Genomic DNA, 12,672 nt, shown 5'->3' with positions numbered 1-12,672 from the left:
CCTTCAGTGGATCAGAAGCGGACGTTCGCGGTCAGCATGGCCGAGCGCGGCGTGGACGGAGTGTAACGATAGCCGCTCTTGTTGATCGCGGACACGTAGTCCTTGTCGAACAGGTTGTACACGTTGAGCTGAAGGTCGAAGTTGCGGTTGATCGGGTAGCTGGCCATGGCGTCGAACACCCAGTAGGCGCGGGTGGAAGCAGGTGTGCCCACGGCACCGTCGGTGCCGCGCTCGAGTGCACCGGAGTAGCGGCCGCCGCCACCGATGGTCAGGTCGAACGGCAGGTGATACGTGACCCAGGAGGTGAATGCTTTCTTGGGCGTGTAGGCCAGGTCGTCCGAGCCGTTGGCGGTGACGCCGGGGCCGTTCTTGACGGTGGCATTCATGGTGGTGAAGCCGGCGCTGATGGCGAGGTCGTCGGTCAGCTTGCCGACCGCCGTCACTTCCACACCCTGTACGCGCTTCTTGCCCACCTGGTAGTACAGCTGGTCCGTCGGATCCTGCACCAGATCGTTGGTCACCGTCGTGCGGTACAGCGCGCCGGTCAGCAAGAGCTTCGAGTCGAGCAGGTCCCATTTCGTGCCGAGCTCGGCCGTGCGGGCCTTCTGCGGGTCGAAATTGGGATTGTCGGCGCTGTTCGCTGCCGAGGAGAGGGTGAGCGTGTTGCCACCCGGGGGTTGCTGCGACTGCGCGAAGTTGACGTAGATGCTGCCGTTAGCCGCTGGCTTGTACAGCACGCCGATCTTGTAGCTCTTCAGGTTGTCGCTGGTGCTGGTGTCCACACCCTGCACGATGCTGCCGGTGGGAAGGGTGCCGCAGACCGGGCCGTTACGCGCACCGCAGGCGACGAGGCTGGTGAAGTCGGTCTTGTAATGGTCCAGGCGCACACCGGCGTTCACCTGCCAGTGCTCACCGAACTTCAGCGTGTCGAAGAAATACGCGCCTGCGGTGTTGGTCTTGCCGTTGCTGAGCGCACCGGTCTCGCCGTAGACCAGGCCGCCGACATCGGAGTTCGGGTGGTACAGGTTCGCTACCGGCCAGGTGCTGCCATTGAGCGGACCCATACCGATGGCGCGTGCTTCCTCGGAGGTCAGCTCGATGCCGGCGCTGATGTCCTGCGTGAAGCCACCCGCTTCGATCGTCGCGGTCAGGTTGGTCTGGTTCGTGGCGATGCGGTTGGACTGGTGCTTGAAGGTCGGATTGCTGCGCGTAATCGTCCAGGTCGACGGATCCGTCGGGTTCGGCGTGGCCAGGTTCGCTGTCGCACCCATGAACGAAGTCAGCAGGTAATCCTGCGTGGTGCGACCCCAGCGCGCGGTGTTGTGCAGGGCCACCTTGTCGCTGAAATCATGCTCGAGGATGACCGTGAGCATGTCCTGGGTGACGTGGTCATGGTCCTGGTTCGTGCCGTAGTAGTTGTTCGGGTCGACCGGCGCCGCATCGTTGAGGAAGGCGCGCTTGTCCGGGCTGCTGTAGCCCGGCAGGCCGATCGTCGGCACGCCGCCGTCGGGCACGTTGTTCTGCTTGATGTGCAGGTAGTCGATGTACACGCGAGTGGGTGTGCCAAGACCGAAAGCCAGCGACGGTGCGACGCCCCAACGGTTGTTTTCGATCTTGTCGCGACCGTACACGCCACTCTTCTGGTCCATCACGTTGAGGCGGACCGCCGTGGTGGCATCGAGCTGCTGGTTGATATCAGCCGTGCCGCGGCGGCGCTGGCCGCTGCCGCCCTGGAGCGAACCGGATTCGCCATTGCCCAGCACCGGCTGCTTGGTCACCAGGTTGATCGCGCCGGTCGGCGCGGTGCGGCCGTACTCGGTGCCATCCGGACCCTTGGTGACTTCGACCTGCTCGATATTGAACACGTCGCGCGATACCGTGCCGACGTCGCGCACGCCGTCGACGAAGATGCTGCTCGACGTATCGAAGCCACGCATGTTGATGGAGTCGCCCGTGCTGGTCGCACCGTTCTCACCCACGTAGAACGTGCCGACGCCAGGGCTGTTGCGCAGCGCTTCGGTCAGGGTGGTCGCGCCCTGCTGCTTCATCAGTTCCTTGCCGATGACCTGGATCGTCTGCGTGGTATCCAGCAGGGACTGGGTGAACTTGGGTGAAGAAACCTTCTCGACACGAAAATCGCTGGAGCGGTCCGCATCCACCTGCATGCCCGGCAGCGCCTGGACGTCGCTGGTCTTGGCCTGCTGCGGCGGCGCGTCGACGGTATTGCTGGCGACGGCGGCGTGGGCGAAAGTCAGAAGGACGGCGGCACCGACGGTGCGCGCGGCAGGAGCGGCGTGCTTGCGGCTCTTGATGAAGGCCATGGGTGATTCCCTTACGAGGCAATGAACAAAACGGTCGGCAGGCCGGATCGGACACGAACTCGCCCGACGCGGGCCGCTGGCTCACGTGGGTGGACTTCGTTGGTGCCCTGAAATGACGAGGCGATGCGCGGGCGTTAACCCGATGTGACGCATATCGTAAGGGTAATGAGAATGATTCGCAATCTAAAGCGAGGGTTACCTCAGGCGATCGAGTCGGAGCCGCTCGCGATCGTCGCGAAGCCTGGACATGGCGCCGTAGGCGGTGCCCACCGCGGCCAGACAGCTTGCCCCGGTCAGCAGGATCAGAAGCAGGATCTGGTACTTCACTGCGTCGACGGGATCCGCACCGGCCAGGAGCTGGCCGGTCATGGTTCCGGGCAGGGTAATCACGCCAGCGGCAGCCATCTGGTTTATCACCGGCACCATCGCGGTGCGGATCGAACGGCGGACCAACGGTGCCGTGGCCGTTCGGAACGTCGCGCCCAGCATCAGTTGGGCCTCGATCGCGTCGCGTTGCAGGCGCACGTTGTCGAGCACGCCCGTCAGCGCGATGCTCGCCGCGTTGAGGATGCTGCCGAGCAGGATGCCGACCAGGGGAATCGCGTAGCGGGCGTCGTACCACGGGTGCGGGCGGATGGCGGTCAACAGCGCGAAGCAAGCGGTGAGCAGGACAACGCCGACCACGTTGGGCAAAGCCACCATGGCATTACCGCCAACCAGTCGTCGCACGGGACGGACGGCGACTTCGCGGACGGCGATCAGCGACATGGCCAGCACGAGGACGGCAGTCAGCCAGGGCGAGTGTCCGGCGAATACATAGCGGAGCAGATAGCCCACGGCCACCAGCTGGACCACCATGCGCACCGAGGCAATCAAGAGCGCGCGATGAAAACGCAGGCGCAGTCCGATCGACAGCGCGGCGTCGACCACGAGGAGGATGGCGGCGATGGCAATATCGCCGGCGTGCAGGGATAGGGGCGTCATGCGGCGAGCACTCCGCCTGAATTCATGTGAAGCGCCACGTCGCCCATGCGTTCAGCCTGGGCCGCATCGTGGGTGACCCAGACGACCGTGATACCGGCAGCGAGCCGTTGGGCGATCGCCATCTCGACGGCCTGCGTGGACACTGGATCGAGCGAAGCCGTCGGCTCGTCGAGCAGGAGCAGGCGGGGCTCAGCGATCAAGGCCCTAACCAGCGCGAGCCGCTGGCGTTCGCCGGTGGAGGCTTCCTCGATAGAACGCCCAAAAAGGGTTTCCGGAATGAGCAACGCGGTAGCAAGCGACCGCCGGGCGGCCTCGAGGTTAGGCGGAAAGTGTTCGCGCACCGTCTCCGCCCACCAGCCACTGCGCGCCGGGACTAGACTGGCCAGGCGACGCCATTCCGGGGCACGAAGGGATGCGCGGTCGACGCCCCCGAAGGTGACCCTTCCTTCATGGGAATCGAGGTCGGCGATCATCCGCAGCAGGACCGTCTTGCCCGATCCGGACGCGCCCGTGATCGCCAGGCATTGGCCGGCGGCCACCGTGAAGGTGAAGGGGCCTGCCAGGGTATTGCGCAGTCCTTCAACGAAAAGGGTCATGATCAGTTCCGCATGGTGGCGACGACAGGCTGCAACGCCGGGCTTACCGCACGCTTACAACAGCGCTCAGCATGACCTAAGGCCGATACTCGGATAATTGCCCAGCCTGCCGCTCCGGATGGGCAAGCTTCCGTGCGATACCGAGGACGTGGACCGTGAACATCATCGTAGTCGAGGACGACATCCGGCTAGGCGCCGCCATCAAGCGCGCGTTGGAACATCTTGCCTATACGGTCACCTGGCTGCGTACCGGCGCGGAAGGGCTCGAGGCTCTCCGTGGCCAGTCCGTCGACCTCGTCCTCCTGGATCTGGGACTGCCCGGCAAGGACGGCATCGAGGTGATCACTGAAGCCCGCCGGCTGAAGGTCAAGACGCCGATCCTGGTCATGACGGCACGCGACAGCGTCGAATCCCGCGTGCAAGGGCTCGATGCCGGCGCGGACGACTACATGACCAAGCCGTTTCACCTCGATGAACTCGCGGCGCGTATCCGCTCGCTGGCCCGTCGTGCCCAGGGCCTGGCGGACAATCAGCTGGAATCAGGCTCGCTGTCGCTCAACCTGAGTTCGCTCGAGGTCATGTACCAGGAGCGTCGCGTCGAGTTGACCCGGCGCGAATTCGCGCTGCTGCGCCTGCTGATGGAGCGTCAGGGCAAGATCGTCCGCCGCGAGTCGATCGAGGGCTCGGTGTACGGGATGGAATCCGAGGTGAGCCCGAACGCGCTCGAGGTACTTGTCCATTCACTGCGACGGAAGCTCAGCCCGGACGCCATCCAGACCGTTCGCGGCTTCGGCTACATGGTGCCGCGGGACATCGCATGAATCCGCCAGCATCGGCGCGCGGCACGCTCCGGCGTCCGGCAAAGTTTGCGCTAAGGCACGATGCCTACCCTGCGGAATACTGATCGTCTTGGGATGGACCTCCATGCATGACCTCGCGAAGCCAGCCCATGGCCGCGTGTTCGCTCTCATTCTTGCCGTCGCCCTCGGCGGGTGCGCGTCCTATCGCCCGTTGCCGCTCGTCTCGCATCCCGACCTCGCCACCCGCGTCGAAGACTTGCAAGGCGCCGGGGACGTCCGCATGCCGCTCGATGAAACGGCGGTCATGCACCTGGTGCTGCTCAACAATCCCGCACTGGCCGCCTCGCGCACGCAACGCGGTATCGCCCGCGCCGGGGAGCTCGACGCATCCGTACTGCCCAATCCCTCAGTGCAGGCCAATCTCGGCTTCCTGATCTCCGGCGGAGGCGATGTACCCGCGTGGTCGGCCGGCTTCGCGCAGAGCCTGCAGGGCTTGGTCACGCGGGGCGCACGTCGTCAGGAGGCCCATGCCACGGCGTCGGCGATCGACGCGCAGCTGGTGTGGGAGTCGTGGGTCACCCTATCGCGAGCGCGACAGCTCGTAGTCGATGTCGTCGACGGTGAACGCCGCCTCGCGCTGCAGGAAAGTTCGGCCAGCCTGCTGGAGGCGCGGGCATCATCGCTGCACGCGGCGCTGGCCCGCGGCGATGAGGAGGCCGGCTCGGCGAACGCGATTTTCGTCGCGGCCAGCGATGCCCGGGCCACCTGCGAAGAGGCGCGTCACACGCTCCGTGGCCAACGTGCGGAGCTGGCCACGCTGCTGCGCCTCGACCCCGATGCGCCTCTGCCACTGGCGCCGTTACCGGCGTTGCCGCCCCTTGATCTTGCCCGGGCAACGTCGTCCGTCGCGTCGATGGGCGAACACCGTCCGGACCTGGCAGCGCTGCGCTTTGGTTATGCGGCGCAGGAGGCGCGCCTGCGCGGCGCGATCCTCAGCCGGTTTGCACCGCTTTCCATCGGCGTCGACGCATCGCGCGACAGCGACAGGGTCCTCAACGTCGGGCCTTCGGTGTCATCCGACCTGCCAGTGTTCGACCGCCAACAAGGCAAGATCGCCATCGCCGATGCAACCCGAGAGCAGTTGCATGACGAATACACCGCGCGGATCGATGCGGCGACGGCCGATGCCCGGGTGTTGATCTCGGCCATCGTCATCAACGAACGCGAAGCCTCTCGCGGCGTGACGGATGTCGCGGCACTCGATGCCGCGAACCGCGCCTTCGCCAGGGGCGATATCGATGCGGCCGTCTACGGCGATCTCAGCGTGGCGACACTGGGACAGGCCGCCAACGATGTCACCCGGGATCTTTACCGTAGGGAGCAGATCATCGCTCTCGACGCACTGACGGGCGCAGGGCTGCCTGACTTGCTGCCACCACGGATGAATCCATGAGCCGGACACTTCACCTTGTTACCACCCTGGCGATCTGCCTTGCCTTGGGCGGCTGCGACGCCGGTGCCGACTCCGGTGGCGCGGGTACGACTTCGAGCGCTGTCATTCGCGAGGAAATGCCCATCCGCGGCACGTTCGACGACCTCGTCGTCGCCTATGGACAGGGCGCCGTGGGGCGCGGTGGTTTGCGCGTGCTGGCGCTTCCGCTCGAGGTGACGCTTACGGAAGTGGACGTCGTCGCCGGCCAGCACGTCCAGCGCGGACAACGGCTCGCCCTCTTTGTACCGAGCAAGGCGGCGCTCGCTGCGCGGGTCGCGGCGCATTCCAGCGTGACCGTGGCGCGCGATCAGCGTGACCGCGTCGCGCGCCTGCTCGGCGACCACCTTGCAACGAACGACCAGCTGGGCCAGGCCGAAAAGGCCTTGCGCGACGCCGAAGCGACGCTCGCTGCGCAGGACACGCCGGGCGATGTTTTGCGTGCGCCAGCGGACGGGACGGTACTCAGCGTCGACGCGCAGCGCGATGCACTGGTCGCCAATGGCGCGACCTTGATGACCTTTGTCGAAGGCGACCGGATGGGCTTCGCTGGCGGCATCGAACCCGTCGACATGTCACGGGTGCACGTGGGAGATAGCGTCTCCCTCCGGTCGCTGTCGGGTGGCGAAGCATTGGCAGGACGTGTCAGTGCGGTCGCCGGTAGCGTCGACCCCGTGTCCCGGTTGATCGACGTCAAGGTCGCGACGACGGCGCCGGCGATCCAGGGTGCGGCCTACCGCGCTGAGATCGTGGTGGGCGCGCTCACGGGGTGGCGCATACCCGTGGATGCCGTGATCGGCGACGAAGGCGCACGAGCCGTCTGGCAGGTAGCCCGGGGCAAGGCGCACCGCGTGGTCGTGAGGGTGGTCGTACAACGCGGCGACCAGGCGCTTGTCGATGGCGCGATCGACGCGTCGCAGCCGCTGGCGACGATCGGTGCAGCCCAACTGGACGAAGGAATGCAGGTGCGCCCGATGGACTCGAAGTGAGCGATGAACCCTTCCTGTTCCGCCACGCGCGGACGTTTCTCCTGCTCGCCCTTACCCTGGCCATCGCCGGGGCGGTAGCGGTGTGGTCGCTTCCCGTGGGGCTATTTCCTCAGGTCGCGTTTCCACGCATCGTCGTCGATCTCGACGCGGGGGATCGCCCGGCCAGCACCATGGCGCTACTGGTTACGCGGCCTGTCGAAGAGGCGATCCGAACCGTCCCCGGCGTGGAGGGCGTGCGTTCGGAGACCTCGCGCGGCGAGGCACAGGTGTCGGTCGATTTCGGCTGGGGACGCGACATGATCGCCTCGACCCTGTTGGTCGACGCGGCGATCGCGCGCGTCGTGCCGGCATTACCGGCAGGGGTCACGTACGAAGTACGGCGGATGGACCCGACCGTCTTTCCCATCGCGTCGTACGCGCTGCGCTCGGACATAGTCTCCTCCGCCCGGTTGCGCGACCTCGCGGAGTTCCGCATTGCGCCGTCGCTGGCCTCGGTGCCGGGACTCTCACGTGTGGACGTGCAAGGTGGCGATACGCCCGAGATAGAGGTGGAGGCCGATCCGCGACAGCTGGCGGCGCACGGTCTCGCGCTCGACGATCTTGTCAGCGCGATTGGCGGAGCCAATGTGGTTCGTGCGGTGGGGAGGGTGCAGGATCGCAACAAGCTCTTCCTCACCCTGGTCGATCAACCGATGCGTGGCACACGTGATATCGGCGGCATCGTCGTGCGTCGCACGGACGCGGGCTGGATCCATGTCTCCGACGTGGCCACGGTACGCATGGGTGTCGAGCCGCAGTGGACGCGTGTCGCGGAAGACGGTCGCCCCGCCGTGCTGTTCAACGTTTACGAACAACCCGACGGTAACGCGGTCGCGATCGCCGCCAATGTCAGGGCGCGCCTGGCGAAACTGACGCTTCCGCAAGGCGTCACCCTGCGCAAGTGGTACGACCAGAGCGAACTGGTGACCGAAGCGGCGGCCAGCGTGCGCGACGCCATCGCCATTGGCTTGCTGCTCGCCGCGGTGGTGTTGTGGGCGTTCCTTCGCAACGGGCGCATCGTGGCGATTGCCCTCATTGTCGTACCCGCGACGCTCGCCGTGACGGTACTGCTGCTCCGCGCGATGAACATGAGCTTCAATATCATGACGCTTGGCGGCATGGCGGCCGCCGTGGGCCTGGTCATCGATGACGTCATGGTGATGGTCGAGCACATCGCCCGCCGCGCAGCGCGCGTGGTCGACACCGGCGAGGCGGGTGGCGCTCAGCAAGGTCTCTTCAAGGCTGCTCGCGAGTTCCTGCCACCGCTGTCGGGTTCGAGCGCCGCGACCCTCATCGTCTTCGTCCCGCTGGCCTACCTTGATGGTGTCACCGGCGCTTTCTCGCGCGCGCTTTCCATCACCATGGCCTGCGCGCTCACGGTCTCCTGGGCCATGACGGCCTTCGTCGTGCCCTACCTGGCGGCACGCTGGCTCGATCTGTCCCGCTGGAGCGATCCGGGTGCCGGTCACGCCCGTGGACTGGCGCGCTGGCACGGGGTCGCCTATGGGGCTGCCGTACGCCGACCCTGGATACCCGCGATCGCCGTGCTCCTGCTGGTGACGGCCGGGGCCTTTGCGGCTTCGCAGGTGCCTACCGGATTCATGCCCGACGCCGACGAAAGCGGCTTCGTGCTCGACTACTACACCGCGCCAGGAACATCGCTGACCGAGAGCGAGCGGCAGGTCGGCCAGATCGAATCCATCCTTCGCGGCCGTGGTGACGTCGAGACATTCTCGCGCCGGCTCGGCACAGGCCTCGGTGGCGACCTCGGCCAGTCGCATCACGGTGACATCTTCGTCCGCCTGGTTCCCGATCATGACCAGTCAACGCGCGACATCATGGGCGACGTACGCGACGGCATCTTGCGCAACGTGCCGGGCGTGGAGGTCGAGACGGCCCAGCTGATGGAGGATCTCATCGGCGACCTGACCGCTGTTCCGCAACCGATTGAAGTGAAGCTTTACGGTGACAACAAGGCGGCATTGCGCGCGACCGCGAAGCAGGTCGCCGACAAGCTTGCGCAGATCGATGGCCTGGCGGAAGTACAGAACGGCGTGCGTATCGCCGGTGACGCGCTGGACATCCGTCTCGATCACGACGCGGCAGCCGCCGAAGATGTGACGGCGGACCTCGTGGCACGAACCGTGAGCGGCGCGCTGGATGGTGTCGTCGCCACCAGTCTGCCGATGGCCACACGCGCCGTCGGAGTGCGCGTGTCGATGCCCGACGCGCGGCGGTGGCGTATCGCCGATCTGGCCGACATGCCGTTACGTGCGCCCGACGGTCACGTCTTCCCGCTGCGCCGCGTGGCGACGCTGACACCGGTCACCGGTCAGGCCCAGATCACTCGCGAAGATCTCCAGACGATGGTGCCGGTGACGGCGCGTATCGATCACGGTGGCATGGATGCCGCGGTATTGAAGGTGCGCGCCGCGCTGGCCGAACCCGGGTTACTGCCGGCCGGGACGCGCTATGAACTGGGCGGTCTCTACGCGCAGCAGCAGGTGGCCTTTGCCGGCCTGCGTAAGGTCTTCGCGGCAGCGATCCTCGCCGAGTTCCTCTTGCTGATGCTCCTTTATCGGAGCATGTGGTTGTCGGGAATCGTTATCGCGGGATCGCTGTTCTCGGCGTCCGGTGTGTTCCTTGCCTTGTGGCTCACCGGTGTGGATCTGAATGTCACTGCCATGATGGGACTGACGATGGTCGTAGGCATCGGGACCGAGATGGCGATCTTCCTGGTTTCCGAATACGTTGCCCGTCGGCGTTCCGCCACGCCCCTCGCGGCGCTACGGCGTGCGGTGCGGCTGCGCGTCCGCCCGATCAGCATGACCACGTTCGCCGCGATCCTGACCCTGTTGCCGCTGGCGCTCGCGCTCGGCCGTGGCTCGGGCATCCAGCAGCCACTGGCCATTGCCATCATCGGCGGCCTGCTCGTGCAGTATCCGTTGGTCCTGCTGGGACTGCCTGTCGCGATCGGTGCCGTGGAGCGCTGGCGGTCACGGAAGTTGAATCGTCATCTGGCGGACAGCAAGCCATAAGGTAACTACGTCCTTATTCCCCTACGTCAAACGAGCCCGTTCGTGCCCGGATGGTCGACCCTCGTCCTACCGTATTCAGAACCAATGGAGTCTTGAGTTCATGAAATCGCTTGCGCTTCTCTTCGGCGCTCCGCTGCTCGCCGTGGCGGTTGCTGCTGTCGCTCAACCGCCTTCTCCGTATGCCATAACCGACACCTGGATCTTCGGAGGCGAAGGCAGCTGGGATTACGCCGCCGTCGATGCCGCCACACATCGGCTTTTCATCGCCCGCAACGATCGCGTTATGGTCGTCGACACGCGCACCGGGAAGCTCCTGGATGAAATTACGGGTATGCACCGCGCACACGGCATCGCGATTTCGACCTCGTTAGGCAAGGCGTTCGTCAGCAACGGCGACAGCGGCGACGTCGGCGTGGTCGACCTGAAGACGCTGGAACTGGAGAGGCGATTCCCGGTGGCGGCGAAAAACCCCGACGCCATCGTCTATGACGAGACGCTACACCGCCTCATCACGATGAATGGCGGTAGCAACTCCATCAGCATCATCGATCCCATGGCAGGCAAGGTCACTGCATCCGTTGACCTGCCGGGCAAGCCGGAATTTGCCGCGGTGGATGAGCGCGGCAATCTATGGGTGAATCTCGAGGACGTCAGCAAGCTCGTGCGCGTGGACCTCAAGGCCGCCAAGGTCGCCGCGGTCTGGACCCTCGCTCCGTGCGAAGCCCCCTCCGGCCTGGCGTTCGACAAGGCTTCGCGACGCGTGTTTTCCGTGTGCGGCAACCGCTGGATGGTGGTGACCGATGCCGACGACGGTCACCAGGTTGCCAGGCTGCCCATGGGTAGTGGTCCCGACGCAGTTGTTTACGATCCGGCGACGCACATGGTTCTCAGTTCCAATCGCGACGGAACCCTCAGTGTGTTCAAACAACGCGGCGCCGACGTCTACGACGTTCTGCCCACCGCGATGACGCGGGCCACCGCGCGCACATTAGCCCTCGACGCCGCGACACATCAGGTCTACCTGCCATTCGCGCAGTCGGCCGTGAAAGGCCAGTCCGTACGGGGTTTTGGAGTGCTCGTTGCCTCTCCGGTTGCAAAGTGATGTTGAGACCGGCGGTGGTCACCGACGTCGAATCGTCATCCAGCGGACAGCAAGGCATAAGGTAACTACGGCATCGTAGCGGCAGACTTTCCGAGAGCCCTCCATGTCTCCTGTCGCGTCGGTGTCCCCCAGCTCGTCGAGCGAAACCGCCCGTACCCCCATGCACGGCAACGGCGCGCTCTGGCGCCGACGTGCGGCGGCGTGGTTGGCACAACGCCTCATCGCCCCGGCGAAGAATCTGCTCGGTGCGGGCCAACTGCCTGCATCGGGCATACAACGCATTCTGGTCTGCCGCCCCAACCATCGACTGGGAAACACGCTGCTGCTGACACCGTTGCTGGTCGAGATCGAGCGACGTTTCCCTGGCGCGGAAGTGGACCTTCTTGCAGCGGGACCGGCCGCGCACGCGGTATTTCGTGGCTTCGACATCGTCGGTGACTGCATCACCCTTGACCGTCGTGCGGCACGCCGCCCGTTCGCGACGATCGGGGCGCTGCGCAAGTTGCGTTCGCGTCGCTACGACCTGGTGATCGACGCGGCGGCCGGCTCGTCGTCGGGGCGCATCGCCAGTGCCATGACGAAAGCCCGCTTCCAGCTGCGCACGGACGCGATGCCGACAGACGGGCTCACCACGCACCTGGCGGCGCGACCTGTCCAGGCGCTGCGTTGGGCGATCGGCGCACCTGCCGAAGCGGACGTGCCGCTTCTGGACGTGCGGCTGACCGACGTGGAACGCCGCGGCGGGCGCGACGCACTTATACGGGTGCTGCGCGATGCGAACGAGCGAGGGTTGCCGGTGATGGCGATCTTTCCCAACGCGACCGGCTCCAAGCGTCTGGCTGCCGACTGGTGGAGCGACTTCACGAACGAGCTACTCACCCGGATCGGCGATGTATGCATCGTCGAACTGGTGTCCGCCGATGGTCAGTCGCGATTGGGTGGCGGCTATCCGACGTATTACACGAGCGATCCGCGCAAGCTCGCGGCGTTCATCGAAGCCGCGGGGACTTATATAAGTGCCGATTGCGGTGTAATGCATCTTGCCGCGGCGACCATGGCGACCACGGTGGGCATTTTCGGTCCGACCGATCCGGCGCGTTATGCGCCGTACGGGCGGAACAATGTTGCGATTGCCTCTGACGACGGGTGCCCTCGAAGTGCTGCGTTAAGGACGGCTGCACATCTGGTGCGATGTGGCACGAAACTGTAGGAGCCGCTTTGCAGTGGTCTAATTTTCCTGGACACCCATGTAGGAGCAAAATCCCTACCGAGGTGACCCATGGGATATCGACCGATCGACCCGGCGCTCAAGCG

At 65.5% G+C, this 12,672-nt stretch carries 9 protein-coding genes; 6 read left to right on the top strand and 3 right to left on the bottom strand.

Features of this window, described 5'->3' with window-relative positions; genetic code table 11:
- Nucleotides 1-11: 11 nt before the first annotated feature.
- The 3 genes from C8J98_RS07760 to C8J98_RS07750 all read right to left on the bottom strand — a co-directional run bounded on the left by C8J98_RS07760 (nucleotide 12) and on the right by C8J98_RS07750 (nucleotide 3,901).
- Nucleotides 12-2,321 (bottom strand): catecholate siderophore receptor Fiu, encoded by a 2,310-nt coding sequence (locus C8J98_RS07760; RefSeq protein ID WP_107912668.1) that lies wholly within the window; start codon nucleotides 2,319-2,321, stop codon nucleotides 12-14.
- Between the two features lie 195 nt (nucleotides 2,322-2,516).
- Complete coding sequence (gene fetB, locus C8J98_RS07755; protein ID WP_107912667.1) at nucleotides 2,517-3,305, bottom strand: iron export ABC transporter permease subunit FetB; 789 nt, start codon at nucleotides 3,303-3,305, stop codon at nucleotides 2,517-2,519.
- A complete protein-coding gene (locus C8J98_RS07750; protein ID WP_107912666.1) occupies nucleotides 3,302-3,901 on the bottom strand; it encodes an ABC transporter ATP-binding protein in 600 nt (199 codons plus the stop codon). The genes fetB and C8J98_RS07750 overlap by 4 nt, the downstream gene beginning before the upstream one ends.
- A gap of 155 nt (nucleotides 3,902-4,056) precedes the next feature.
- On the opposite strand from C8J98_RS07750, the gene C8J98_RS07745 reads away from it, so the two are divergent.
- From C8J98_RS07745 to C8J98_RS07720, 6 genes are all read left to right on the top strand, one after another.
- The gene (locus C8J98_RS07745) at nucleotides 4,057-4,722 is read left to right on the top strand and encodes a response regulator transcription factor (protein WP_107912665.1); all 666 of its coding nucleotides are present in this window, start codon (nucleotides 4,057-4,059) and stop codon (nucleotides 4,720-4,722) included.
- 103 nt (nucleotides 4,723-4,825) lie between these two features.
- Nucleotides 4,826-6,154, top strand: coding sequence for a TolC family protein (locus C8J98_RS07740; RefSeq protein ID WP_107912664.1), 1,329 nt, complete (start codon nucleotides 4,826-4,828; stop codon nucleotides 6,152-6,154).
- Nucleotides 6,151-7,179, top strand: coding sequence for an efflux RND transporter periplasmic adaptor subunit (locus C8J98_RS07735; RefSeq protein ID WP_107912663.1), 1,029 nt, complete (start codon nucleotides 6,151-6,153; stop codon nucleotides 7,177-7,179). Before C8J98_RS07740 ends, C8J98_RS07735 begins: the two co-directional genes overlap by 4 nt.
- Nucleotides 7,176-10,256, top strand: coding sequence for an efflux RND transporter permease subunit (locus C8J98_RS07730; RefSeq protein ID WP_107912662.1), 3,081 nt, complete (start codon nucleotides 7,176-7,178; stop codon nucleotides 10,254-10,256). The genes C8J98_RS07735 and C8J98_RS07730 overlap by 4 nt, the downstream gene beginning before the upstream one ends.
- A 100-nt stretch (nucleotides 10,257-10,356) precedes the next feature.
- Complete coding sequence (locus C8J98_RS07725; RefSeq protein ID WP_233260163.1) at nucleotides 10,357-11,358, top strand: YncE family protein; 1,002 nt, start codon at nucleotides 10,357-10,359, stop codon at nucleotides 11,356-11,358.
- A gap of 103 nt (nucleotides 11,359-11,461) precedes the next feature.
- A complete protein-coding gene (locus C8J98_RS07720) occupies nucleotides 11,462-12,568 on the top strand; it encodes a glycosyltransferase family 9 protein (RefSeq protein ID WP_107912661.1) in 1,107 nt (368 codons plus the stop codon).
- The last annotated feature ends 104 nt before the right edge of the window (nucleotides 12,569-12,672 follow it).

It is taken from the genome of Luteibacter sp. OK325 (genome assembly GCF_003050935.1).
In the GTDB taxonomy this organism is placed as follows: domain Bacteria; phylum Pseudomonadota; class Gammaproteobacteria; order Xanthomonadales; family Rhodanobacteraceae; genus Luteibacter.
This window is presented reverse-complemented; position numbering and strand designations above follow the sequence as displayed.

Bases quoted from the DNA above. Each gene is read 5' to 3' on its own strand.
- C8J98_RS07735 (WP_107912663.1), top strand. From the start codon at position 6,151: ATGAGCCGGACACTTCACCTTGTTACCACCCTGGCGATCTGCCTTGCC.
- C8J98_RS07725 (WP_233260163.1), top strand. From the start codon at position 10,357: ATGAAATCGCTTGCGCTTCTCTTCGGCGCTCCGCTGCTCGCCGTGGCG.
- C8J98_RS07720 (WP_107912661.1), top strand. From the start codon at position 11,462: ATGTCTCCTGTCGCGTCGGTGTCCCCCAGCTCGTCGAGCGAAACCGCC.
- C8J98_RS07760 (WP_107912668.1), bottom strand. From the start codon at position 2,321: ATGGCCTTCATCAAGAGCCGCAAGCACGCCGCTCCTGCCGCGCGCACC.
- fetB (WP_107912667.1), bottom strand. From the start codon at position 3,305: ATGACGCCCCTATCCCTGCACGCCGGCGATATTGCCATCGCCGCCATC.
- C8J98_RS07740 (WP_107912664.1), top strand. From the start codon at position 4,826: ATGCATGACCTCGCGAAGCCAGCCCATGGCCGCGTGTTCGCTCTCATT.
- C8J98_RS07750 (WP_107912666.1), bottom strand. From the start codon at position 3,901: ATGACCCTTTTCGTTGAAGGACTGCGCAATACCCTGGCAGGCCCCTTC.